Raw genomic sequence first — 22,989 nt, 5'->3', positions numbered from 1 at the left:
CATAGCAAATTTTCTGGCACGCAAGTTCAAAGAAATAACTGGTATTTACTATCTCTTGCAGTGCAAGTATTTGGCTTTCGCCAAGCACTTACACCTATCGGTTATTCGTTCTGTTAAAGAGCAGTGCTTTCGCTGCGACCACCGCCGGAACCTGTTTCGTTCGGCTTGTTTCGTTCGCTGCGTCAGCTGAGGAGGCGAACTATACGCCCGGGCCTCACCCTCGTCAACACCTTTTGCGAGAAAAAGTGAGCAACGGCGGGGCTGCCAGCCCGACAATCCACGCAAGTGACTGATGAAAAAGACGATATGAAAAAGAACTTTTTGCAGCACATCCAGGCAGCACTGCCGAAACCGCCCACACGCCATGAAAAACGGGCCGGCATTGCTGCCGGCCCGCGCCCAAAACCTATATATAGCTGCGATCAGTTCTTACGCAGTTTGGCGAACGCCGCCGCCATCGCGGTATCGCCGATAGGCGCGCTCTGCTGGCCGCGCTGACGCTGACCACCGGACGGGCGGACATCGCTGCGCGGCCCACGAGACGCCGTCGCGCCCACTTCGTCATCCAGACGCATGGTCAGCGCGATGCGCTTGCGCGCTACGTCCACCTCAAGCACCTTGACCTTGACCACGTCGCCCGCCTTGACCACCTTGCGCGGGTCGTCGATGAATTTGTTGGACAGCGCCGAGATGTGAACCAGGCCATCCTGGTGCACGCCAATATCGACAAAGGCGCCGAAGTTGGCGACGTTGGTGACCACGCCCTCCAGCACCATGCCGGGCTGCAGGTGCTTGATGTCCTCGACGCCATCCTGGAAGGTGGCGGTCTTGAACTCCGGACGCGGGTCGCGCCCCGGCTTGTCCAGCTCCTTTAGGATGTCCATCACCGTCGGCAGGCCGAAGCGCTCGTCGGTATAGTCAGTGGCGCGCACTGATTTCAGGAAGGCCGAGTCACCGATCAGCGACTTCACCTCGCGGCCCGCCTTGAGCACAATCTTTTCCACCACCGGGTAGGCTTCCGGGTGGACCGACGATGCATCCAGCGGGTTGTCTCCGCCGGAAATGCGCAGGAAGCCCGCAGCCTGCTCGAAGGTCTTTTCGCCCAATCGCGGCACTTTCAGCAATTGCTTGCGGTTGCGGAAGGCGCCGTTTTGGTCGCGGTAGGACACGATATTGGACGCCAGCGTGGCATTCAGACCGGAAATCCGGGTCAGCAGCGGCACCGAGGCGGTGTTGACGTCCACCCCCACGGCGTTGACGCAATCCTCGACCACGCCGTCCAGCGCGCGCGCGAGTTGGCTCTGATTGACGTCGTGCTGATACTGGCCGACGCCGATGGACTTGGGTTCAATCTTGACCAATTCGGCCAGCGGATCTTGCAGCCGGCGGGCGATGGATACCGCGCCGCGCAGGCTGACATCCAGATCCGGAAACTCCTTGGCCGCCAGTTCGGATGCCGAATACACCGAAGCGCCCGCCTCCGACACTACGATCTTGGTCATGGACAGCTGCGGGAAGGCGCGGATCAGCTCCTGCGACAGCTTGTCGGTTTCGCGGCTGGCCGTGCCGTTGCCGATGGCGATCAGGTCTACCTTGTGGCGGGCGCACAGCGCGCCGAGGATGGCGATGGACTTGTCCCACTCGCGGCGCGGCTCATGCGGATAGATGGTGGCGGTTTCCAGCAGCTTGCCGGTGCCATCCACTACCGCCACCTTGCAGCCGGTGCGCAGGCCGGGGTCCAGGCCCAGCGTGGCGCGCTGGCCGGCCGGGGCGGCCAGCAGCAAGTCATGCAGATTGGCGGCGAATACCTTGATCGCTTCGGCATCGGCCGCTTCTTTCAGCCGCGACACCAGTTCCAGCTCCAGCGACAGGAATATCTTGGCGCGCCAGCACAGGCGCACGCCATCGAGCAACCACTTGTCGGCGGCGCGGCCGGCATCCTGGATGCCGAAACGGGCGGCGATCAACTGTTCGTAAGCGGAACGCTCGGTAATCGGCGTTTCGTCCGGCTGGTATTTCAGCGCGACATTCAACACGCCCTCGTTGCGGCCGCGCAGGAGCGCCAAGGCGCGGTGCGAGGGAATGGCCTTGATCGATTCGCGATGGTCGAAGTAATCGGAGAACTTGGCGCCTTCCGTTTCCTTGCCGGCCACCACGGACGCGGCCAGTTCGCCTTCGCTCCATAGCTTCTCGCGCAACTGGCCCAGCAGTTCGGCGTCTTCGGCAAAGCGCTCGATCAGGATGGCGCGCGCGCCGTCGAGCGCGGCCTTGGCGTCCGCGACGCCGGCTTCGGCGTTGAGGTAGGTTTCGGCCAACGCGTTCGGGTCTTGCGACGGATCGGCCAGCAGGCTGTCAGCCAGCGGCTCCAGCCCGGCTTCGCGGGCGATCTGCGCCTTGGTGCGGCGCTTGGGCTTGTAGGGGAGATACAGGTCTTCCAGCGTGGTCTTGTTGTCGCTGGCGTAGAGGGCGGCCTCCAGCTCTGGGGTGAGCTTGCCCTGTTCGGCAATGCTCTTGAGGATGCTGTCGCGGCGCTCATCCAGCTCGCGCAGATAAACCAGCCGTTCGGCCAGCGTGCGCAACTGGGTATCGTCCAGACCGCCTGTGACTTCCTTGCGGTAACGGGCGATGAAGGGAACGGTGGCGCCGCCATCGATCAGCTCGATGGTGGCCGCCACCTGGGATTCGCGGACGGCAAGCTCAGCCGCCAGGCGGCTGGAAAGGCTTTTCAGCATCGGTTTTTATTCTTTCGCGTCGAACAAAAAACGCTACTGTACCGCCATCCGCCGCAAAATCAAGCCGCGACGGGGCGCGCCAGCCAGGCCTGAGCCTCTTCCACCAGGTCGAAATACTCCACATGGGTGTGGGACAGCAGGCCCGCGATATGGGTGGCCAGCTTGATCCAGACATCGCCGACCACGATGGCGACCCGACCCATTTTCTCTTCATGCGCGCGCATGAACTTGACCTCTTCCAGCGCCATGTCCAGCGTGAAGTCCTTCAACTCGGACAGGTCCAGCAGCATGTCCGGCTTCTCCCGCTCCTCCAGCCGCTTGAGCAGCGCCTGCTCCAGCAACTGGAAATCGGCCAGCGTAAATTCGTTGAACAAGGCGACATCCAGACCGTAGTCCTGCTCACGGATTGAGATCATGTATTGCTCCCTTCCTTTGTTATCGCGGCGACCGCTTTGACTGTATTTTAGCGCCCGCTGGCCAACATGCCGCTGACCACGATCAAGCCCATCGCCAGCAGCGAATCGCCCGTCAGCACATCGCCCCATACCAGCGCGCCCAACAAACTGGAAAACACCACGGTCAGATAGGACAGATTGGCGGCCGTCAGCTTGCGTCCCACCTTGTACGCCCGCGTCATCGCCAGCTGCGCCAAGGTGGCCGTGACGCCGACACCCAGCAGCAGCCACGCATTATCCCATGTCACCGCGTGCCAGCGCTCCAGACACATCAGCAACAGGCCGCCGACAGTGGAAATCAGGGCGAAATAGAACACCACCCGCCACTCCGCCTCGCCCTGCCGCCCCAGTTCGCGCACATGCAGATAAGACCAGCCGGCCAAAAAGCCGGACACCAGGCCCATCAGCCCGGCAAACCACACGTCGCCGGACAGGGTGGGCCTGAGCAGCAATACCACGCCGGCAAAACCCAGCGCCAGGCCCAGCATGGCGCGCGCAGGCAGTTTCTCCCGCAGCAGCACGACCGACAACAGCGCCAGGAACATCGGCGAGGTATAGGTCAGGGTCGATGCCATCGCCAAAGGCAGATGCGCGATGGCGTAGAACGACATCAATAAGGAAACATAGCCGATCACGCCGCGCTGCAGATGATAGCGCAACAAAGGCGTGGCGAAGCGCTCGCGCCGCCATAAGGCCGCGCCGCCCAGCGCCAGCGCGCCGATCAAGGTACGCCAGAACACCAGTTCGGTGGATGAGAAATGCTGCGCTCCCAGTTTGACGAACAAACCCATCAAAGCGAAAAAAATCGCCGCCACCACCATCCAGCCAGAACCCAGCCGGAAACCCGCCAACCTGCTACTCACTACCAATTGTCTTGACCTTTACCACATGAAACTTCAGACCCGCTGACAAAACCCCTGATCCTGCGTTGCGCCTCCTTGCCGTACTCAAGCACTGTCTGCGTCGGCGCGCCTTGGCTCAGGTTCTCTAACGAGGTTTTGTGAGCAATTCTAAGCAACTACTTCTTGCCCACCGCGACGCTGAGGCAAATCGCCTCCATCTGCCGCCGGTAAGTGCGGAATTCCGATGCATTGGCAGTGCAGCGCGCATCCAGCAAGCGACTCTTGTCCACCAGCTGAATCACTTGCAGATTGTGCCGCACGATCCACAAGCGATTGGAAACGAAACGGCCATCGCGATACTCCGTCACCAGCCGGCCGGTCTTCTGATTGACGCGGACGAAGTTGGCGGCCTCGCGATCGCCGTCATTCTCGCGAAATCCCGCCGCCAGCCGGCTCAATGTTTCCCCGCGACGCGGCTTGCGCAAGCCTATCTGCACATCGATCGCCGCCCGCTCGCGCTGATCCGCCTTCGGCGGAATCACCCGCAGCACGCGCGCGCCGCTGACCGTGCTGGGCCGCACTTTCCAGCCGGCCGGCAAAGTGAAGCGGATCTTGCTGACAGGGTCGGCGTAGCTGGCGGCCAGGGCCAGCGGGCTGATCAGCAGCAGCGCCGCCAGCGCAGTCATGCGGAAAATAGAGAGCATTGTTTAACCGGAATTTCGATAAAAAAAGGCGCGGAACCCCGCGCCTGCGCATTATGGCATTCAACTTGCCACTTTAACCAGCCAATGCCGAAGCCATCTTGCGGCGATAGTATTCGTGGAAGTGCTGCATGCCTTCTTCGGTCGGCGACTGATACGGGCCCACCTCGCTGACGCCCGCCATCCACAAAGCCTTGCGGCCTTCGTGCATGCGGATGCAGATTTCGTCGTCTTCCTTGGCGGTTTCGAAGTAGGCGGCCTGTTCGGCCTCGATGAATTCCGGCTCGAACCACACCACGTCTTCCGGGTAGTAGAACTCGGTAATCACCGTGCACTTCTCCGGACCGCGCGGGATCACCACGCTGACCACCAGCACATGCGGATACCACTCCACCATGACGTTGGGGTAGTAGGTCAGCCAGATGGCGCCGAACTCCGGCTGCTGCTCCTCGTAGCGGCGGCGCACTTCCTCATGCCACTTGCCGTACACCTTGGAGCCGGCGCGCGCCAGGCGGTTTTTCACGCCCACCGTCTGCACGTGGTAGCTGTCGCCCCACTCCCATTTCAGATCATCGCAATTGACGAAATTGCCGAGACCGGGATGGAAGGGATCGACGTGATAGTCCTCGGAATACACTTCAATGAAAGTCTTCCAGTTGAAGTCGTACTCGGTGGTATGCGTGGAGTGGAAGGCATAGCCGTCGAAGGTCATGTGCTTGGCCACGCCCAATCGGGCAAGGTCGGCAGCCACATCGCGGCGGGCATCGAACAACAGGCCGTTCCAGCGCGTGAGCTCGGTCTGGCCGAGGTTCAGGCACGGCGTTTCCGGGAAATGCGGCGCGCCCACCAGTTTGCCTTCGGCGTCGTAGGTCCAACCGTGCAGATTGCACACGATATGGTTGCCGTTGCCGCGGCCTTTATAGATCACGGCCTGGCGATGGCGGCAGACGTTGGAGATCAGCTTGATCTCGCCGTCCACATTCTTGAGCATCTTGCCATGCCCCAACCAATCCAGCGTATGATAATCGCCCGCATTGGGCACCATCAGCTCATGGCCATAGTACTGAGGCGCATCTGCGAACAGCAGCGCTTGCTCCCTGGCATAGAACGCGGGATCGAAATAGGTATAGACGGGTAGCTGGGCTGCGGATGCTTGAAGCAGTTGAGCAGAAGCCAGATCAGACATTATTCCCACACCTCCGTGGAAGAAGATATAAGACCAGCCGAATCTCGCTCAGGACGAGTTTGCGGGACTATCAAAAACAATCAATCAAAACAAGGCCAAACCTTGTATCACGAGGGCGGAATTATGCCCTCCCCCCACCCCCGGGGCAAGCGTTAATTCTTTGTGACAATCTGTCCGAAGCCCCGCACTGTGGCAAGATATCCACCGACACCCGGCTTGTGGCAAACAAACCGCCTGTCAGTTAATTAAAATCAAAGACTTGTCAATTTCAATGCAGTGCAACATTAGAATCTGATGATTTGTAGTGATATACTACGGTCAATATTGTTGCTACATCGGCTGCCCTACTCACCGCGCCCGGCTTGCAGCCGGCCCGAGAACCCGCTGAAAAGCAGGCTAAATCCTTGATAAGACAGCGCAGACAGCATGATGGCCGTCTGCTGTCGATCGTAACAACAAGCTGGCCAAACTGGCCGACATGCGCTACCACACGGTTAAGACGCCGAGCGCGCCGCGCCATGGCGCGACGACAGCGATCAGGCAGCAAATCGGCGGCAAGCGCATCGCAGTGGATTTTTTCACCGATTTTCTCCATTTTTTTCAAATTTACATGTTCAAACCTATGAATTCCAGCATCCTAGTCATCAATTGCGGCAGCTCCTCCCTGAAATTTGCGCTGATCGACAGCGCCAGCCACGACGCCATCATGACCGGCCTGGCGGAAAAGCTGGGTCTGGCCGACGCCTGCATCACTTTCAAGCATAACGGCGAGAAGCAAACCGCCCTGCTGTCCGCGCCGGATCACGCCGCGGCCATGCACGCCATCATCGAGAAGCTGCAGCAAGTGTCGCTGCTGGACAGCGTGAAGGCCATCGGCCACCGCGTGGTTCATGGCGGCGAACACTTCAAGCAATCCGCCCTGCTCGACGAAGCCGCCATCAGCGAAATCGAACGCTGCATCAAGCTGGCGCCGCTGCACAACCCGGCGCACATCCTGGGCATGCGCACCGCGATCAAGGAATTCCCGAGCCTGCCGCAAGTGGCCGTGTTCGACACCTCCTTCCACCAGACCATGCCGGAAAAAGCCTACCTGTACGCCGTGCCGATGAAGCTGTATCGCGAGAACAGCCTGCGCCGCTACGGCATGCACGGCACCAGCTACCGCTTTGTGGCTGAAGAAGCCGCCAAGATGCTGGACAAGCCGCTGGAAGACAGCTGCCTGGTGATCGCCCACCTGGGCAACGGCGCGTCGATCTCCGCCATCCGCAACGGCAAGTGCGCCGACACTTCCATGGGCCTGACCCCGCTGGAAGGCCTGGTGATGGGCACCCGCTCCGGCGACATCGACCCCAGCGTGTTCAGCTACCTGGCCGCCGAACGCGGCATGGACATCCAGGCCATCACCAATCTGCTGAACAAGGAATCCGGTCTGCTGGGCCTGTCCGAACTGTCCAACGACTGCCGCGAACTGGAAGAAGCCGCCGCCAAGGGCCACGAAGGCGCCAAGCGCGCGCTGGAAGTGTTCGCCTACCGTCTGGCCAAGTACGTTGCCTCGATGACCGTCGGCGCCGGCCGTCTGGACGCTCTGGTGTTCACCGGCGGCATCGGCGAGAACTCGTCCTTCCTGCGCGGCGAAGTGATCAAGCAACTGGGCTTCCTGGGCCTGAAACTGGACGATGCCGCCAACGCCGCCTGCACCCGCGGCAACGCCGGCCGCATCACCGCCGCCGACTCCGTGCCGGCTCTGGTGATCAACACCAACGAAGAACTGATGATCGCCATGGATACCGCCAAGCTGGCGGGCCTGGCCAACTAAGCCGGCCGAGGGAAACATCATGCAAACGTTTTTCCTTGCTCCCACCGGCTTCAATGCCGGCCTGACTTCGGTCTCGCTGGGCGCGGTGCGCACGTTGGAACAAGCCGGCCTGCGCGTCGGCTTCCTGAAGCCCATCGCTCAAGGCACCGACGACAACGGCGTGGAACGCTCCACCCATTTCGCCCAGGCCATCTGCCGCCTGAACGCGCCGCAGCCGATCAGCATGGACCGCGTCGAGTATCTGCTGTCGCAAGGCCAGGTCGACCAGCTGATGGAAGAAGTGGTCAGCCTGTACCAGCAAGTGGCGCAGAATGTGGACGTGGTGATCGTGGAGGGCCTGGTGCCCGACCAGAAGCAGGTCTTCTCCACTTTCCTGAACACCAAGATCGCCCGCAACCTGCAGGCGCAAACCCTGCTGGTTTGCTCCGCCAAGGACTTGGGCGTGGCGGAAATCGCCGAACAGCTGGAAATGAGCATCCAGGCCTTTGGCGGCCAGCATGTCGCCGGCTACATCCTCAACCACGTGCTGCCGGACGTCGACTGCGCCAAGCTGGCGCATGACGTGCAGGACGCGCGCAGCCTGAAGAAAGCCGGCCTGCCGCTGCTGGGCGTGATCCCGTACCAGCCGGAGCTGTTGGCGCCGCGCACCCACGACGTGGCCCGCCATCTGAACGCCAGCGTGGTGCACGCCGGCCAGCAAACCAGCCGCCGCGTGCGCAGCATGGTCGTGGCCGCCCGCACCGCGCCGAACATCGTCAATCTGCTGAAGCCGGGCGCGCTGATCATCACCCCGGGCGAACGCGAAGACGTGGTCATGGCCACGTCGATGGCCGCGATGAATGGCGTGCCGCTGGCCGGCCTGCTGCTGACCTGCGACTCCGAACCGGACCCGCGCATCCAGCAGCTGTGCCAGCAAGCCTTTACCGGCGGCCTGCCGGTGCTGGCCACCTCGCTCAACTCGATGGAAACCGCCAGCGCGCTGAATGCGATGAGCCGCCAGGTGCCGTCCGATGACCTGGAGCGCATGGAGAAGGTCATCGACTTCATCGCCGAGCATCTGGACGCGTCCCCGCTGAAGCAGAGCGTCGGCGAGCCGCGCGAAGTGCGCCTGCCGCCGCCTGCCTTCCGCTACCAGCTGATGGAAAAGGCGCGCAAGGCCAACAAGCGCATCGTGCTGCCGGAAGGCAACGAGCCGCGCACCATCCAGGCCGCCGCCATCTGCCACGAAAAGGGCATCGCCCGCTGCGTGCTGCTGGGCAACCGCGCCGAGATCCTGCAAGTGGCCGAATCCCAGGGCGTAACGCTGCCGGCATCGGTGGAAATCCTGGATCCGAACCAGATCCGCGGCCGCTACATCGAGCCCATGGTCGAGCTGCGCAAAGGCAAGGGCCTGAACGCGCCGATGGCCGAGCAGCAACTGGAAGACACCGTGGTGCTGGGCACCATGATGCTGGCGATGAACGAAGTGGACGGCCTGGTTTCCGGCGCGGTGCACACCACCGCCAACACCATCCGTCCGGCGCTGCAGCTGATCAAGACCGCCCCGGGTTCCAGCATCGTGTCGTCGGTATTCTTCATGCTGATGCCGGAACAGGTGTACGTGTACGGCGACTGCGCGGTGAATCCGGACCCCAGCGCCGAGCAGTTGGCCGACATCGCCATCCAGTCGGCGGACTCCGCCACCGCCTTCGGCATCACGCCGCGCGTGGCCATGATCTCCTACTCCACCGGCTCGTCCGGCAGCGGCAGCGACGTGGAAAAAGTCCGCGAAGCCACCCGCATCGCCCGCGAGAAGCGTCCGGACTTGCTGATCGACGGCCCGATGCAGTACGACGCCGCCTCGGTGGAATCCGTCGGCCGCCAGAAGGCCCCGGACAGCCAGGTTGCCGGCCGCGCCACTGTGTTCGTGTTCCCGGACCTGAACACCGGCAACACCACCTACAAGGCGGTGCAGCGCTCCGCCAACGTGGTGTCGGTGGGCCCGATGCTGCAAGGCCTGCGCAAGCCGGTCAACGATCTGTCCCGCGGCGCGCTGGTGGACGACATCGTCTACACCATCGCCCTGACTGCGCTGCAGGCGGAGCAAACGCCGGCACAGTAAGCGACAGCGTACTTGCCAAACAAAACGGCTCCCACGGGAGCCGTTTTTTTATTTCGCCAACAAAACTCCGGCGATGCGCCGCTCGCTCAAGGAATCAACGACACGGCGTTCAATGCCGCCACACACAACGAACCCACCGCGGAAACCAGGCTCGCCGCCAGGTTCCTGCCGCCATTCAGCTTAGGCAGCAACAAGCCAAGCGCCTTGAACAAGAGAATCTGCGCCGCACCGGCAACCGCACCCCAGACCAGAAAATCCAGAAAGTTGATGGAAACCGACTGCGCGACCACCAACACCGCGGTAAAACCAACTTGCGCGCCAAGCATCGGCAGGATGCCGGTCAACTCCCCATTCGCCACCGCTTCGCGCTCGGAGTAAGGCGTCAATCGACCATAGAGCCAGGAAAACACCAGCAGCATCAGGACGCCGCTCATAAAATGGGCCAGAAACAGGGAAAAACTGTGAATATCGATGATAGTCATGACTCACTCGAAAAAATGGGGAATGAATAAGGCGCCGTTGCCAGTCACCAGGCTGCGCTCCTCGCGAATGCCGATGCCAGCAGGCAGATCGTTGACCACCCAGGAGCCTATGCAGGCATGCAAACCATCGAACACCGGCAAGTTCATCCAGCGTTGCAGAACGTATCCCGATTGATCATACAAATCCAGATGGTGACTACCGCTCAGGCTCTGGCTGCGCCCGTCACTCAACCGAGTGATATTCGCCCCCTCCCGTGACAGCAGCGGTTTTTTCGCCCATTCGCCGGATAAGGCAGCGCCAGCCTGATTCGCAAAGTACGCCTCCAGCAACAACGGGTGCCCTGGATGGCGGCTCCACAGCATAGGCAAGATCGCCTTGGTGGAAAGAAGCAGCTTCCATGCGGGCTCCACCAGCCGGCTAGGCGTCTTCGCCAGCACCTCGCAACACTCATTGGCCAACCACTCAAACGGGTACAGTTTGAACAGCGTCTGAATCGGTTCGCCCTTGCTGTCCACCAACCAGCCTTCGCGTTCGCCTATTTCCTCGATATTCAATGACGACGCCTGATCAAAGCCGGCCTGCAAGGCGGTGTCCAGCAAATAGTGCAAGGTGTCCCAGTCTTCCGCCCCCGCGCAGGCGCTCGCCGCCAAGTGCAAGCGCGAAGCTTGCCCGGTCCGGAACCGGCCCCAGCCTTCAATCAGCTTTTCATGGATAGAGTTGAACTGGTCCGGCAGGCCCAGATCAGTTAGCCAGCGCCATTGGATCACCGAGGCCTCCAGCAGCCCGGTCGGCGTGTCCGCGTTGTACTCCAGCAGCTTGATGGTCTTGCCGTCATAGGCCAGATCGAAACGTCCATACAGCGATGGCTGATGCTCCAGCCAGGATGCTTCCGCCAGGGCGATCACCTCTTCTCCCAGGCCATATCCCTGATAATCGCCGCGCCGCACGACTTCGGACACCATCTCCAGGCACATGGCGTGCAGCTCGGCGGTGGCGTTTTCCAGCGCGTCGATTTCCGTTTCGGAAAAACGGAAGGCATAGCCCTCGTTCCAGTACAAGCCGTCGATGCTGTGGATGCTGAAGCCATCCTCCTCGCAGCGCGCCTGCCAGTTATCGCGCTTGGGCAGCGAAATGCGCTCCATCGGCTAGCCTCCGAACGAGAATCCAGACACCCGCGCTGCAGTATGGCCAAACAGGCCGCTGCGGGTCGGCGTGCCCGCGTTGAAACTGGAGCGAGAAGAAGAAAACGGATCGGTCGAACCATTAAGCTGGGAGCGCGTGATGCTGCTCACCCCCAGCGCCGGGCTGCGCAGACCTCCATCATATGACCTGGGTTTAATCACTTCGCCGTTTGAAGCCTTGAAGACGCGATTTCCGCTATACGACGGACCCAGCGCATGGCCCGAACCATGTTGTTCTTCGCAATAATCGGGCTTGCCCCAATCTTTTTCGCAATCGGCCCGACTGGCATAAACATCGCGCTGAATGATGTCTTGCCCGGCATCGTGATCCATGCCGCATCCGCTCACCCCCAGCACCAACAAGCTGACGGCTGCGCTTTTTCTTCTGAAAGTCAAAATCTGCTCTTGCGTGTCAAATCGGACCCGCATTATGCCATTAAGATGGCCAATGCGGGCGCACCATGCACCTGATGATCACCTCGGCAGACGAGTCGGCCAACTCTCATTCACCACTAATCTTGACAATGCTCACGGGCCGCAAGGCGGCAGCGGCGGCAGCCCGTTCAGCCTATCCAGCACGCACGTCGGCGGTTTCTTTGGCCGTAGCGGCAGCGAATTGGATGCTATCGGCTTTTTTAATCGTGCCGGCTGCTGAGCGCGCAATTCTGAATGCAGCATGCGAAACGAGCAGGCGCGCGGCGCCTGCTCGCATGTTTTCCAACGGTACGATTACTGCTTGCCTACATTCACGTCAGCAAACCTGTCCCCTTATCAACCCATGCCGTCAGGCGCCTTGAAGCAGCATCGATTCCAAGCGCCGAGCCACGCCGCCCTCCGCATGATGGCCGATCACCGGAACATCCGGCAGCCGGCGTTTCAGTTCCGGATGCGCATTGGCCATCACATGCGGCAAGCCCGCCAATTGCAGCATCTCGGCATCGTTGAGGTTGTCGCCGAACGCTGCGCAGCCGGCGGCGTCCACGCCCAGATGCGCCAACAAGCGCGCCAGCGCGCTGCCCTTGTGCACGCCGGGAGCCATCACTTCCAGATAGCACACCTGCGAATAGGTCATGGACACCGCATCGCCCAATTCGCGGGCGATGTCGGCTTCGATTTCGGCCAGCAATTCCGGCGCGCCGCAATAGATCACTTTGGACACATCGTCGGCCGCGAAGCTGGCTAGATCGGCGATCTCGCCCACCTGGCCGGTGTAATGGCTGTACTCGCGGCGGCTGTGATAGGCCATGATGCAGTCGTCGCGGTACACGCCCAGCTCGGCTTCGCGCACCAGCGCGGGCTGCAGCAGCCGGCCCAGCAGCGCCTGCGACAGATTGGCCTGAAACAGCAGGCTGCCATCGGCCAGATGGATGCGCGCGCCGTTGGCGCTGATCACCGGCACCGCCGGCAGATCCTGCGGCCACAAGCGCTGCACCTGAAGCGCATGACGCCCGGTGGCGATGGCCAGCGGAATGCCGCGCGCCACCACCTGCCGCAATACCGCATGGGTTTCCGGAGCCACGCGAGAATCGGCGTCCAACAATGTTCCGTCCAGATCGCTAACGATGAATTGCATGCTAAGCCTCCTTGCTTGTTGCTGCCCATTTTGCACGAACATGCATAATCGTGCAAAATATAATGCGCAATCAGGCATAAATTCCTGCCTGTTTTGACCAAACATGCAGAATCATGCAACACTGCGCATAAAATCCGCACGGAAAACCCATCATGTCCAAAGAACGCGCCGCCAGCGCCAGCCTCCCCGCAGATCGCCACCTTTATATCCGCCAGCAATTGCAGCTGCATGGCCGGGTGCTGGCCGGCGAGCTGGCGGAAACGCTTGGCGTATCGGAGGACTCCATCCGCCGCGATCTGCGCGAACTGGCAGCCGCGGGCGTTTGCCAGCGCGTCTACGGCGGCGCCATCGCCTTGACGCCGAACCAGGCCAGTTTCCGCGCCCGCAAGCAGGAGCACCAGGCGCGCAAGGCCAGGCTGGCCGCCACCGCGGTCCAGCAACTGCAACCCGGGCAGTTTGTGTTTCTGGACGGCGGCACCACCAATCTGGAAATCGCCCGCGCGCTGCCTGAGCACCTGCCATTGACCGTGGCAACCAACTCCATCCCCATCGCCGCCGAATTATTCGGCAAGAAACAGCTGGAGCTGCTGCTGATCGGCGGCAGCGTCAATCACCAAAGCGGCGACGCGCTAGGCACCATCGCTACGCTCATGCTGCAGGCCATGCGTCCGGATATCTGTTTTCTCGGCACCTGTTCCGTCGACTCTGAGCTGGGCATCGGCACGCTGCAGGCGGACGAAGCCGCGTTCAAACGCCAGCTGGTGGAGCAATGCGGCCAGATCATTCTGGCGGTGACCAATGAAAAGCTCGATACCGCCTCGCCTTTTCAGGTTGCCCCGCTGGGCGACATCGGCCTGCTGATCATCGAACCGGATGCCGATCCGTCGCGCCTGGCCCACCTGCAGGCCAGCGGCGTGCCCTTGCGCACGGCGCACTGAGCGCGGCTTAAATCCAGCAGCATATTGCAGTTGATCAAACATTTGTTTTAAAGTCCCCCTCCAGGCGCCCAAACGATAAATCCTTGAAAATCAGAGCGCTTCCATCTGGAACATCCTTGGAGGGGAAACCAATGTCGATACAAACCATCACCGAATGGTTCATGCCCGACAGCATCCGCCAGTCGCCGGAGCAGGCGATACGCGCCCGCACCGTGGTCGGCGTCGGCCTGCTGGCCGGCCTGATGGCGCCGCTGTTCGCCGTCGAATACCTGATGCTGGGCCATTACCCGATGGCCGAAGGCATCGCGCTGGGCGGCCTGGGCCTGTTGTTTGGCCCGCTGCTGCTGCGGATCAGCGGCGCCGTGCGCTTCACCGCAGAATTCATCACCAGCTGCATGTACGCCATGGTGTGCTGGATGGTGTATGTCAACGGCGGCATCCTGTCCACCAGCCTGATGTGGTTCGCCGCCATCCCCTTTACCGCCGTATTCATCGGCACCCGCCGCTCCGGCATGTTCTGGCTGGCGATGTCGCTGCTCGCCGTCGGCATCATCATGTGGCTGTCCGGCATCGACGCCATCCCCAAGAGCCCGCTGCCGCATGAGGAGCTGCCCAAGCTGCAAGCCAAGTCGCTGGCGGGCTTGTCGCTGGTGGTATTGGTGCTGGCGCTGGCCTTCGACAAGGCCAAGAGCAAGAGCTTCGAGAAACTGGAAAGCGCCCGTCAGGATGCCGAACGCGCCAGCCAGACGCTGGCTTTGATGATGGAACAGATCAGCCACTCCATCCGCGACGCCTCCGGCGCCAGCCGCCAGATTGCCGCCAGCACCGGCAGCATGGCCAAAACCATGGCAGACCAGCGCGGCCGCTCCGAAGACATGGTGGTGATCGCGCAGCAAATGGCCGTGGTGACCAGCCAGAACGCCGAGCAATCCACCATGGCGACCCAACTGGCGCAAACCGCCGGAGACGCGGCGCTGCAGGGCGGTTCCGCGATGGACCAGGCGGTTTCGCAACTGGGCCGCGCCGGCGAAGTGATCAGCCATGCGGCCGGCAAGCTGGAAGAGCTGGGCCAGCGCAGCGCCGAGGTCAGCGGCATCGTGCAGTTGATCCGCGACATCGCGGACCAAACCAATCTGTTGGCGCTGAACGCGGCCATCGAGGCGGCCCGCGCCGGCGAAATGGGCCGCGGCTTCGCCGTGGTGGCCGACGAAGTGCGCAAGCTGGCCGAGCGCACCCAGAACGCCACCCAGGACATCGAGAGCAAGATCCAACTGATTGTCGACGGCACCAACCAGGCCATCGTGGCGATGCGCGACGGCAACCAGCAGATGCGCGCGGGCAGCGACCACGCACAGAACGCGCATCAAAAACTGTCAGGCATCATTCGCGAAACCGCCGAGCTGGCCAATCTGCTAGGCCAGGTATCGCAGGCCGAAGCCAATCAGAACCAGGGCTTCGCCCAGTTTGCCGGCGACATCGTCGCCGTCGGCGAAGCCACCCGCAGCTTGTCCGGCGAAACCGAAAACATCGCCGAGGCCATCCGTCGGCTGGATGAACAAATGGAAAAGCTGCACCAGGCGGTGAGCCAGCCGGCACATGCGCCGGCACCGACTAGACGCGAACCGAGCTGGGCCTGAGCAGAGAGGGAGCTGGGCTCAGATATAGCCCAGCTCCAAGGCGCGCAACACCGCGCGCACCCGATCGCGCACGCCCAGCTTGGACAGAATGCTGGAGACGTGATTCTTGATCGTGCCCTCGCTCGGCCCCAGCGCTTCCGCGATCTCGCGGTTGTTGAAGCCGCCGGCCATCAGCGCCAGCACCTCCACCTCGCGGCCGGTCAGCCTTTCCGGCAAATCCAGGGAGGGAAAGCTGGCCCCGCCTCCGCGCACGCCGTCCAGCACGCGTTCGGTCAGACCCGGGCGGAACAAGGTTTCCCCGGCCGCCACGCTGCGGATCGCCTGCGCCAGCCGCTCCAGCGAAATATCCTTCAGCAGAAATCCGCGCGCGCCCAAGCGCATGCCGGCCAGCAGCGCCTCGTCGTCATCGAACGTGGTCAGCAGCAAGGTCGGCGGCATGCCGCCGCGAGTCTGCAAGGCCTGCAATAACGCTATCCCGGACATGCCCGGCATGCGCACATCCAGCAACAGCACATCGGGCCTCTCCCCTTGCAACAGCGCCAGCGCCTCGGCCCCGTCCGCTGCCTCGAGCGCCACGCGGATGTCGCCGGTCAACTCCAGCAAGCCGCGAATGCCGCTGCGCACCAGCATCTGATCGTCAACCAATCCCACGCGTATCATCGTGCCGCCTCCTGCCACACGGTCGTCCACCCGCCTTCGCCGTTCATCGACAGACACAGCTCCGCGCCGCCTTCGCCCTGCCCCCGCAGCCACAAGCGGCAAGACCGGCCGCCGGCGCGCTCCAGCGCCTCGCGAGCCGCGGAAAACGCCCGCCACGCCGCATCGTCCGCCAGCGCCGGCATCGGCTCCAACACCAGCACCGCTTGCGGCCGGACGCCGGCGCACAACAAACGCAGCGCCTCCGCCAATGGCGCTTGCTGTTGCCGCCGCTCCATTCCCACCAGCGTGCGCACCTCGGCCAGCATCTGCCGCGCAGCCTGCTGCGCCGCGCGCAGCGGCGCATCCGCCTCGCCAGCCCCGCGCCGCAACAACAGCTCCAGTTGCAGATTCAAGGCCGACAAATGATGGCCGATGCCGTCGTGCAATTCGCGGGCTACCCGCACCCGCTCGCCATTTCCGGCCGCGCCGGCCAGCAGTTGCCGGGCGGCAAGCAGGCTGGCGCGGGTCGCCTCCAGTTGCGCGCGACGGCGGCGTTCCGCCGCGCCCAGGCAACCAATGCCAAAGGTCAGCAGCTGGAAGCCACTGCCGACGACAGCGTCCTGCCACAACAACCAAGACCGCTGCTCCAACGGCGGGGCCTGGACATTGGAGCCGCTGACATTGCACATCATCTCCTCCGCCGGCAGACGCTGCAGCTGCCAGGCGCACGCCAGCAGCAGCGCCACCATTTGCCCGCCCAAGCCGAGCCAGGCCGCTCGCAGCGGAAACAATAGCGCAAGCTCGGCAGCGGTCAGCAATAGCAACTTGTCGTTCGTCAGCAAGGCCAGCGCGACCTGTAAAACCATCAGGCCGGCTTTCTCCCAAGTACCCGGCGCGCGCGCGCCAACCGCGGTAGCCCGCCACAAGGCCCAGCCAAACGCCGCGAAACCCAAGCTATAGGCCGCCATCGCGCCGGGCAGGCCGATGGCCGGTCCCGTCAACAGCGGCAGTCGTTCGCGCAGATGCGCCAATCCGGCGTCTCCTATGGGCCATAGGATGGCGATCTGCTGCAGCGCCAAAGCTAGACAAGCGGCCAAGCCGACCACCCGCAACAGGGCAAGCGGCGATGGTGTCGAGTTCGCGCTCATGACGCCTCTCCGGACAACGGCAGCCAGATGCGCAGGCAGCAGCCACCGGATGCCGGCGACAGGATGTCCAGCGTGCCGCCGCGCGCTTCCACCCGCTCGCGCATGCCGGTCAACCCATGACCTGCCCGCTTCGCCTCTGGCTCAGCCAGCCCCTTGCCGTTATCGCTGACCGTCACCGCCACGCCGGCGCCCGATCGCTCCAGCCTCACCACCGCGCGGGCGGCGCCGGAATGCCGCAAGGCATTGCTCAAGGCTTCCTGCACCGTGCGGAATATCGCATGCGCCAGCGTGGGTTCGCTCAGCGTCAGCGCATCCTCCATATCCAATCTGACCAGCGGCATCGGGATGCCGCGACACAAGGTATCCAGCGCCGCGCGCAAGTCCAAGGCTGCCAGGGCATCGCCGCGCGCGACGCCGCGCAGCTCCTCCGCCAGACGGCTCGCTCCCTCGCGCGCCGCGGCGATCTGCGTGTCAGCCTCAGCGCCCAACTTGGCCTCAGCCAATCTCAGCTGCAGTTGCAAGGCCGCCAGTTGATCCGCCGCCAGCCGCCCCACTCCCTCGGCGATGCGCGCGCGCTCGGCTTCGCGCACCGCCTCGGTCAGCAGCAATTGAGTCGCCTGCAGCTCCGCATTGGCCTGCGCCTGCCGATGCCGGCCGCGCAGCGCTTCCGCCCAGCCATAGCCCACGCAGAAGGCGAAAGCCTGGAAAACCAGTCCTTGCAGCCAATCCAGCGCGGCCACCGTCCAGAATGGCGGCGGCAGCGCGCTGGCGATATTGCAGGCCGGATGGCCGTTGCCCACTCGCGCCAGATAAGGCAGCAGCGCCGCATCGATCAAGGCCGCCTGCAGCAGCGCCCCGGCCGCCGCGCCGCGCCAGGGCAACAGAAAGGCCAGTTCAGCCGCCACCAGATACCCTAGGCCAGGCTCGGTCCATGGTTCCAGCACGGCTGCGATGATCATCTGCGCGGCCAGCCATGGCCACCATCGCCGTGGCGGCGCCTCGCTCGACAAGCCGCGCCACAGCGCCAGCATGAACAACAGCATCAGCGCAGCAAACACCAGCAAAGCCGCGTCACGCAAGCTCAGCCAACCGCGCAAGCCATGCGCCAGCCAGGCTGGCCAAAGCCAGGCAGCGGCCTGCTCGCGCAGCGCCGCTTCCGGCAGAGGCCATAAGTCAGCACCGCCAGACGCCAGCATCAGCGCGCAAGCCAGTAGCAGCGCGCGCCGGAACCAGGCGGGGCCGGCGCCGATGGCATGAAGATAAGGTCGCATGGAGAAGACGTTTTCCCGCGTCAATATGAAAAGCGCGGCCCATGCCGCGCAATATGCACCAGCGTAACACAAGCCATATGTCATCAAGCCTGCGCTCTTGATAGAAAACACCGGCCACGCCCGCCCATGCGCCAACGGCCACGCGGCCCACCTCAATCCTTCCAGCATTCCGCTCTCCCGCTTGCATTGGCAACAAGTCTGCCGCTCGCCGCCGCGCGCCGGGAGTGCCGTTAGTCATGCGCGCCGTCTCTATCTTTCGGCACATGCGGGCCGCATGGCCTGCCGCGACAATGCGCACACCCGGCTCGCCTGAGCCTTCAATCAACGAAGAGGATTGCCATGAAAGCTAAATTCGCGATGACGACCTGCGGCGCGCTGGCCATGCTGCACCTGACAGCCGCGCACGCCGACGACACCTTGGGCTACGCCAAGCTAGGCACCGGCGTGGAGCTAGGCGTCGGCCGCGCCCTGGATAACGGCCTGGCGCTGCGCCTGGGCATCGCCGACACCTTCCGCTACAAGCAGGACAAGACGCTGGACGGCACGCCCTATCAGTTGAAGTCCAAGCCCAATCCCGCGCTGGCGGCCAGCCTGGATTGGCATCCGGTCAGCGACAGCGGCTTCCGGCTGAGCGGCGGCCTGACCTTGTCCGGCAAGTCCAGGGAGGATCTGAACTTCGCGGCCAATGGCGCGGGCAACTACACGTTGGGCGGCAACCGATATGCCGCGTCCGCCGTTGGGCCGCTGACCGGCAAGGTGGAATACCAGCCACTGGGATCTTATCTCGGCATCGGCTGGGACTTCGCCGTGCCGGGCGCGTCCGCTTGGTGCGTCAGCGCCGACCTGGGCGCGCAGCTTCAGTTTGGCGGCAAGGCGACGTTGAATCCGGCGGCCGGCGTCAGCGCCCAGGATCTGGCGGCCGCGCAGCAGAAGCTGGACCACGACCTGGGCGGCACCCGCTTCCGGCTGAGCGCCGGAGTGGGCCTGTCTTACGCGTTCTAATCGAAAATGCCGGGGCCGATGCCCTGGCATCTTTCAATCTGCTCGCCGCTCGGCGCCCACAGCAATTGTTATGTTATAACTTGATTACAATAAATGTAATGATATAACATTCTTTAAATCCATCTCTTCCCCCCAGCCATGACCGCCGAGACCATCCACCTTTCCGACAACCTGGCCAGCCTTGCGGCCATCTTCGACGCCGACACCGAGCTGTGCCTGTACCGCCGCCCGCCCAACGCCGATATCGCCGGCTATTTGCGCCGCGCGGAGCAAAACGGCCTGCTGGGCCTGGGTTGGCGGCGGATAGTGACGCCGGGAGAAGCCGCCGACTTGCCGCTGGCCGACCTGCCAGGCCGCGACGCGCTGCAAGCCGACATCGACTGGCTGTGCGAACTGTACGCCACGCTGACCGGCTGTCCGCAAGTGGGCGCCCGGCTGGAGGTGCTGAGCCTCCCGATGTGCCCGCGCTTCCACGTGGACCGCGTCGGCCTGCGCCTGCTCTGCTGCTACCAGGGACCAGGCACCGAATGGCTGCCGTCCTCCGCGGCAAACCGCTCCCGGCTGGGTTCGGCGGCGCAGGGCCTGCCCGATGCGGAATCCGGCCTGATCCTCGACGCCGCTGCCATCGGCAGCGCGCCGCCGTTCGCCGTGCTGCTGCTCAAGGGCGCGGAATGGCCGGAATCCAAGGGCGGCGCCATCCACCGCTCGCCCGCGCCGCATCCCGGAGCAGCCCGCGTGCTGCTGGCGCTGGATGCGGTGTGGTAGCCCTCTCTTTCCCTCATTTCAAGGAGCACACATGAACAAGCTGCCGGTAACGGTGCTGTCCGGCTTTCTCGGCGCCGGCAAAACCACGCTGCTGAACCACATCTTGGCCAACCGCGAAGGCAAGCGGGTGGCGGTGATCGTCAACGACATGTCCGAGGTCAATATCGACGCCCGCCTGGTGCGCGAAGGCGGCGCCCAGTTGTCGCGCGCCGAGGAAAAGCTGGTGGAGATGAGCAATGGCTGCATCTGCTGTACGTTGCGCGAGGATTTGCTGCTGGAGATACGCCGCCTGGCGGCGGAAGGCCGCTTCGACTATCTGCTGATCGAATCCACCGGCATCTCCGAGCCGCTGCCGGTGGCGGAAACCTTCACTTTCCGCGACGACGATGGCCGCAGCCTGGCTGATCTGGCGCGGCTGGACACCATGGTGACGGTGGTGGATGCCTGCAATTTCCTGCGCGACTACGCCTCGCGCGACAGCCTCACCGACCGCCAGGCCAGCCTGGGCGAGGAGGACGAGCGCACCGTGGTGGATCTGCTGATCGAACAAGTGGAGTTCTGCGACGTCATCGTGCTGAACAAGACCGATCTGATCAGCGCTGAAGCGCTGGCCGAGCTGCAGGGCATCCTGCGCTCGCTGAATCCGCGCGCCGACATCGTGCGCAGCGAGTTCGGCCGCGTGCCGCTGGACAAAGTGCTCGATACCGGCCGCTTCGACTTCGACGCCGCGGCCGAAGCGCCGGGCTGGCTGGCCGAACTGCGCGGCGAGCATGTGCCGGAAACTGAGGCCTACGGCATAAGCAGCTTCGTCTACCGCGCGCGCCGTCCCTTCCATCCGCAGCGGCTGTGGCAATGGATGCGGCAGGAATGGCCCGGCGTGGTGCGCTCCAAAGGTTATTTCTGGCTGGCCAGCCGGCCGCAGTTCGCCGCCTTGTGGTCGCAAGCCGGATCGGTGGCCCGCCATTCCTGCGCCGGGCTGTGGTGGGCGGCGCTGGACCAAGCGGAATGGCCCCAGGACGAAGACAGCCTGGCGCTGATCCGCTCGCGCTGGGCCGAGCCGTTCGGCGACCGCCAGCAAGAGCTGGTGCTGATCGGCATGGACATGGACAGCCAGGCGCTGACGGCCGGCTTCGACGCCTGTCTGTTGAACGATGCCGAATTGGCCGGCGGAATAACCGCCTGGGAGACGCTGGACGACCCGTTCCCGCGCTGGGCCATCAGCGAGGAAGACGCCGAGGCCTGACGCCAAGCGCGGGCGGCTCGCCGCCGCCCGCTCTGCTATAATCAGCGCTTTCCGCAATTCTCCGTTCTTTAGCCGATGACTCCTGCCGCCCGCCTCGCCGACCTGAAATCCGCCCTGTCCCGCTGCCTGATCCGCGACCGCCACCTGCTGCGCCGCAAGCTCGCCGACGCCGGCGACCGGCTGAAGAAGAACCAGCCGGCCGACAAGCTGCTCACGGACATCGCCAGCCAGATCGACCGCTCGCGCGAGCGCGCCGAGGCCCGCCGCCGCCATCTGCCCAAACCGAGCTTCGACGACACGCTGCCGGTCAACCAGAAACTGGACGACATCAAGGCGGCGATAGACAAAAACCAGGTGGTGATCATCTGCGGCGAAACCGGCTCCGGCAAAACCACGCAGATTCCCAAGATCTGCCTGGAGCTGGGCCGCGGCGTGTTCGGCTTGATCGGCCACACCCAGCCGCGCCGGCTGGCCGCGCGCTCGGTGGCGACGCGCATCGCGCAGGAACTGGGTTCGCAACTGGGCGAGCATGTCGGCTTCAAGGTGCGCTTCACCGACAAATTGTCGGAAAAATCGGTGATCAAGCTGATGACGGACGGCATCATGCTGGCGGAGACGCAGACCGACCGTTATCTGGAAGCCTACGACACCATCATCATCGACGAGGCGCACGAGCGCAGCCTGAACATCGACTTCCTGCTGGGCTACCTGAAGCAGCTGCTGCCGCGCCGGCCGGACCTGAAAGTCATCATCACCTCGGCCACCATCGACGCCGACCGTTTCGCCCGCCACTTTGACGGCGCGCCGGTCATCGAAGTCTCCGGCCGCACCTTCCCGGTGGAAGTGCGCTACCGGCCGCTGAAGCAGCGCGACGAAGACGAGCGCGAGATGGAGATGGAGGACGCCATCGTCGACGCGGCGGACGAGCTGTCGCGCCAGGGCCCCGGCGACATGCTGGTCTTCCTGCCCGGCGAGCGCGAAATCCGCGAAACCGCGGAGAAGCTGCGCAAGTCCGGCATCCGCGGCTACGAGATCCTGCCGCTGTTCGCGCGGCTGTCCAACGAGGACCAGCAGAAAATCTTCAAACCGTCCGGCGGCCGCCGCATCGTGCTGGCCACCAACGTGGCGGAAACCTCGCTGACGGTGCCCGGCATCAAGTACGTGATCGACACCGGCCTGGCCCGCATCAACCGCTACAGCCCGCGCGCCAAGGTGGAGCAGCTGCAAGTCGAGAAAATTTCGCAAGCGGCCGCCCGCCAGCGCGCCGGCCGTTGCG

At 63.5% G+C, this 22,989-nt stretch carries 22 protein-coding genes; 10 read left to right on the top strand and 12 right to left on the bottom strand.

Annotated features, from left to right (window positions below):
• Window positions 1–190 (top strand): hypothetical protein (locus tag JHD59_RS22895; protein ID WP_233164395.1); only part of this gene is annotated, 190 nt, incomplete at its 5' end.
• 232 nt (window positions 191–422) lie between these two features.
• On the opposite strand, the gene JHD59_RS18900 is transcribed toward JHD59_RS22895, so the two are convergent.
• The 5 genes from JHD59_RS18900 to JHD59_RS18880 form a co-directional block, all read right to left on the bottom strand.
• Entirely contained in the window at window positions 423–2,732 is a 2,310-nt protein-coding gene (locus tag JHD59_RS18900; RefSeq protein ID WP_199155377.1) for a Tex family protein, read from the bottom strand.
• A 59-nt stretch (window positions 2,733–2,791) separates the two neighbouring features.
• Window positions 2,792–3,148: an STAS/SEC14 domain-containing protein gene (locus JHD59_RS18895; protein ID WP_043627851.1), complete on the bottom strand. Its 357-nt coding sequence runs from the start codon at window positions 3,146–3,148 to the stop codon at window positions 2,792–2,794.
• 47 nt (window positions 3,149–3,195) lie between these two features.
• Entirely contained in the window at window positions 3,196–4,008 is an 813-nt protein-coding gene (locus JHD59_RS18890) for a DMT family transporter (RefSeq protein WP_233164397.1), read from the bottom strand.
• A gap of 197 nt (window positions 4,009–4,205) precedes the next feature.
• Window positions 4,206–4,733 (bottom strand): hypothetical protein, encoded by a 528-nt coding sequence (locus JHD59_RS18885; RefSeq protein WP_199155375.1) that lies wholly within the window; start codon window positions 4,731–4,733, stop codon window positions 4,206–4,208.
• Window positions 4,734–4,806: 73 nt separating this feature from the next.
• On the bottom strand, window positions 4,807–5,916 hold the full coding sequence (locus JHD59_RS18880; RefSeq protein WP_199155374.1) for an aromatic ring-hydroxylating dioxygenase subunit alpha: 1,110 nt from the start codon (window positions 5,914–5,916) through the stop codon (window positions 4,807–4,809).
• Window positions 5,917–6,538: 622 nt separating this feature from the next.
• Between JHD59_RS18880 and JHD59_RS18875 the strand changes: the two genes are divergently transcribed.
• Window positions 6,539–7,732 carry an acetate kinase gene (locus tag JHD59_RS18875; RefSeq protein WP_043627858.1) on the top strand — a complete coding sequence of 398 codons (1,194 nt, stop codon included), beginning with the start codon at window positions 6,539–6,541 and terminating at the stop codon, window positions 7,730–7,732.
• 19 nt (window positions 7,733–7,751) lie between these two features.
• Window positions 7,752–9,833, top strand: coding sequence for a phosphate acetyltransferase (gene pta, locus JHD59_RS18870; protein WP_199155373.1), 2,082 nt, complete (start codon window positions 7,752–7,754; stop codon window positions 9,831–9,833).
• A gap of 86 nt (window positions 9,834–9,919) precedes the next feature.
• Here pta and JHD59_RS18865 read toward each other — a convergent pair whose 3' ends face one another.
• From JHD59_RS18865 to JHD59_RS18855, 3 genes are read right to left on the bottom strand one after another with little or no spacing between them, the layout of a single operon-like run.
• Entirely contained in the window at window positions 9,920–10,315 is a 396-nt protein-coding gene (locus tag JHD59_RS18865; RefSeq protein WP_199155372.1) for a DUF350 domain-containing protein, read from the bottom strand.
• Between the two features lie 3 nt (window positions 10,316–10,318).
• Window positions 10,319–11,458: a glutathionylspermidine synthase family protein gene (locus JHD59_RS18860; protein ID WP_199155371.1), complete on the bottom strand. Its 1,140-nt coding sequence runs from the start codon at window positions 11,456–11,458 to the stop codon at window positions 10,319–10,321.
• A gap of 3 nt (window positions 11,459–11,461) precedes the next feature.
• Window positions 11,462–11,830: a hypothetical protein gene (locus JHD59_RS18855; protein ID WP_199155370.1), complete on the bottom strand. Its 369-nt coding sequence runs from the start codon at window positions 11,828–11,830 to the stop codon at window positions 11,462–11,464.
• On the opposite strand from JHD59_RS18855, the gene JHD59_RS23350 reads away from it, so the two are divergent.
• Window positions 11,829–12,152 carry a jacalin-like lectin gene (locus JHD59_RS23350; protein ID WP_199155369.1) on the top strand — a complete coding sequence of 108 codons (324 nt, stop codon included), beginning with the start codon at window positions 11,829–11,831 and terminating at the stop codon, window positions 12,150–12,152. The genes JHD59_RS18855 and JHD59_RS23350 overlap by 2 nt on opposite strands.
• A 129-nt stretch (window positions 12,153–12,281) precedes the next feature.
• On the opposite strand, the gene JHD59_RS18845 is transcribed toward JHD59_RS23350, so the two are convergent.
• A complete protein-coding gene (locus JHD59_RS18845; RefSeq protein WP_199155368.1) occupies window positions 12,282–13,070 on the bottom strand; it encodes a Cof-type HAD-IIB family hydrolase in 789 nt (262 codons plus the stop codon).
• A 152-nt stretch (window positions 13,071–13,222) separates the two neighbouring features.
• Between JHD59_RS18845 and JHD59_RS18840 the strand changes: the two genes are divergently transcribed.
• Together JHD59_RS18840 and JHD59_RS23225 are read left to right on the top strand one after the other, a co-directional pair.
• The gene (locus JHD59_RS18840) at window positions 13,223–14,008 is read left to right on the top strand and encodes a DeoR/GlpR family DNA-binding transcription regulator (RefSeq protein ID WP_199155367.1); all 786 of its coding nucleotides are present in this window, start codon (window positions 13,223–13,225) and stop codon (window positions 14,006–14,008) included.
• Between the two features lie 131 nt (window positions 14,009–14,139).
• Complete coding sequence (locus tag JHD59_RS23225) at window positions 14,140–15,645, top strand: methyl-accepting chemotaxis protein (protein ID WP_304492138.1); 1,506 nt, start codon at window positions 14,140–14,142, stop codon at window positions 15,643–15,645.
• 18 nt (window positions 15,646–15,663) lie between these two features.
• On the opposite strand, the gene JHD59_RS18830 is transcribed toward JHD59_RS23225, so the two are convergent.
• The 3 genes from JHD59_RS18830 to JHD59_RS18820 are packed head-to-tail and all read right to left on the bottom strand — an operon-like array spanning window position 15,664 to window position 18,703.
• Window positions 15,664–16,305: a response regulator transcription factor gene (locus tag JHD59_RS18830; RefSeq protein ID WP_199155366.1), complete on the bottom strand. Its 642-nt coding sequence runs from the start codon at window positions 16,303–16,305 to the stop codon at window positions 15,664–15,666.
• Window positions 16,302–17,432 carry a histidine kinase gene (locus tag JHD59_RS18825; protein WP_199155365.1) on the bottom strand — a complete coding sequence of 377 codons (1,131 nt, stop codon included), beginning with the start codon at window positions 17,430–17,432 and terminating at the stop codon, window positions 16,302–16,304. Before JHD59_RS18825 ends, JHD59_RS18830 begins: the two co-directional genes overlap by 4 nt.
• Window positions 17,429–18,703 (bottom strand): sensor histidine kinase, encoded by a 1,275-nt coding sequence (locus JHD59_RS18820; RefSeq protein ID WP_199155364.1) that lies wholly within the window; start codon window positions 18,701–18,703, stop codon window positions 17,429–17,431. Before JHD59_RS18820 ends, JHD59_RS18825 begins: the two co-directional genes overlap by 4 nt.
• Before the next feature lie 339 nt (window positions 18,704–19,042).
• Here JHD59_RS18820 and JHD59_RS18815 point away from each other — a divergent pair, with 339 nt between their 5' ends.
• The 4 genes from JHD59_RS18815 to JHD59_RS18800 form a co-directional block, all read left to right on the top strand.
• Window positions 19,043–19,705 (top strand): hypothetical protein, encoded by a 663-nt coding sequence (locus JHD59_RS18815; protein ID WP_199155363.1) that lies wholly within the window; start codon window positions 19,043–19,045, stop codon window positions 19,703–19,705.
• 138 nt (window positions 19,706–19,843) lie between these two features.
• Window positions 19,844–20,470, top strand: coding sequence for a DUF1826 domain-containing protein (locus tag JHD59_RS18810; RefSeq protein ID WP_199155362.1), 627 nt, complete (start codon window positions 19,844–19,846; stop codon window positions 20,468–20,470).
• Window positions 20,471–20,501: 31 nt separating this feature from the next.
• On the top strand, window positions 20,502–21,713 hold the full coding sequence (gene zigA / locus JHD59_RS18805; protein ID WP_199155361.1) for a zinc metallochaperone GTPase ZigA: 1,212 nt from the start codon (window positions 20,502–20,504) through the stop codon (window positions 21,711–21,713).
• A 75-nt stretch (window positions 21,714–21,788) separates the two neighbouring features.
• Window positions 21,789–22,989, top strand: a 1,201-nt coding sequence (locus tag JHD59_RS18800; RefSeq protein ID WP_199155360.1) for a helicase-related protein, incomplete at its 3' end; no start/stop codon positions are given.

The sequence above is a fragment of the Chromobacterium sp. ASV23 genome (genome assembly GCF_016428945.1).
Lineage (GTDB): Bacteria > Pseudomonadota > Gammaproteobacteria > Burkholderiales > Chromobacteriaceae > Chromobacterium > Chromobacterium sinusclupearum.
The sequence above is the reverse complement of the archived record's forward strand: the minus strand, read 5'-3'. Positions and strand labels throughout refer to the sequence as shown.

Excerpts from the sequence above, each read along its gene's own strand:
- JHD59_RS18895 (WP_043627851.1), bottom strand. The coding sequence starts at position 3,148 with ATGATCTCAATCCGTGAGCAGGACTACGGTCTGGATGTCGCCTTGTTC.
- JHD59_RS18845 (WP_199155368.1), bottom strand. The coding sequence starts at position 13,070 with ATGCAATTCATCGTTAGCGATCTGGACGGAACATTGTTGGACGCCGAT.
- JHD59_RS18865 (WP_199155372.1), bottom strand. The coding sequence starts at position 10,315 with ATGACTATCATCGATATTCACAGTTTTTCCCTGTTTCTGGCCCATTTT.
- JHD59_RS18820 (WP_199155364.1), bottom strand. The coding sequence starts at position 18,703 with ATGCGACCTTATCTTCATGCCATCGGCGCCGGCCCCGCCTGGTTCCGG.
- pta (WP_199155373.1), top strand. The coding sequence starts at position 7,752 with ATGCAAACGTTTTTCCTTGCTCCCACCGGCTTCAATGCCGGCCTGACT.
- JHD59_RS18825 (WP_199155365.1), bottom strand. The coding sequence starts at position 17,432 with ATGAGCGCGAACTCGACACCATCGCCGCTTGCCCTGTTGCGGGTGGTC.
- JHD59_RS18885 (WP_199155375.1), bottom strand. The coding sequence starts at position 4,733 with ATGCTCTCTATTTTCCGCATGACTGCGCTGGCGGCGCTGCTGCTGATC.
- JHD59_RS23350 (WP_199155369.1), top strand. The coding sequence starts at position 11,829 with ATGCCGCATCCGCTCACCCCCAGCACCAACAAGCTGACGGCTGCGCTT.
- JHD59_RS18875 (WP_043627858.1), top strand. The coding sequence starts at position 6,539 with ATGAATTCCAGCATCCTAGTCATCAATTGCGGCAGCTCCTCCCTGAAA.
- JHD59_RS18830 (WP_199155366.1), bottom strand. The coding sequence starts at position 16,305 with ATGATACGCGTGGGATTGGTTGACGATCAGATGCTGGTGCGCAGCGGC.
- JHD59_RS18855 (WP_199155370.1), bottom strand. The coding sequence starts at position 11,830 with ATGGATCACGATGCCGGGCAAGACATCATTCAGCGCGATGTTTATGCC.
- JHD59_RS23225 (WP_304492138.1), top strand. The coding sequence starts at position 14,140 with ATGTCGATACAAACCATCACCGAATGGTTCATGCCCGACAGCATCCGC.
- JHD59_RS18860 (WP_199155371.1), bottom strand. The coding sequence starts at position 11,458 with ATGGAGCGCATTTCGCTGCCCAAGCGCGATAACTGGCAGGCGCGCTGC.
- JHD59_RS18900 (WP_199155377.1), bottom strand. The coding sequence starts at position 2,732 with ATGCTGAAAAGCCTTTCCAGCCGCCTGGCGGCTGAGCTTGCCGTCCGC.
- JHD59_RS18890 (WP_233164397.1), bottom strand. The coding sequence starts at position 4,008 with ATGGTGGTGGCGGCGATTTTTTTCGCTTTGATGGGTTTGTTCGTCAAA.
- JHD59_RS18810 (WP_199155362.1), top strand. The coding sequence starts at position 19,844 with ATGACCGCCGAGACCATCCACCTTTCCGACAACCTGGCCAGCCTTGCG.
- zigA (WP_199155361.1), top strand. The coding sequence starts at position 20,502 with ATGAACAAGCTGCCGGTAACGGTGCTGTCCGGCTTTCTCGGCGCCGGC.
- JHD59_RS18880 (WP_199155374.1), bottom strand. The coding sequence starts at position 5,916 with ATGTCTGATCTGGCTTCTGCTCAACTGCTTCAAGCATCCGCAGCCCAG.
- JHD59_RS18815 (WP_199155363.1), top strand. The coding sequence starts at position 19,043 with ATGAAAGCTAAATTCGCGATGACGACCTGCGGCGCGCTGGCCATGCTG.
- JHD59_RS18840 (WP_199155367.1), top strand. The coding sequence starts at position 13,223 with ATGTCCAAAGAACGCGCCGCCAGCGCCAGCCTCCCCGCAGATCGCCAC.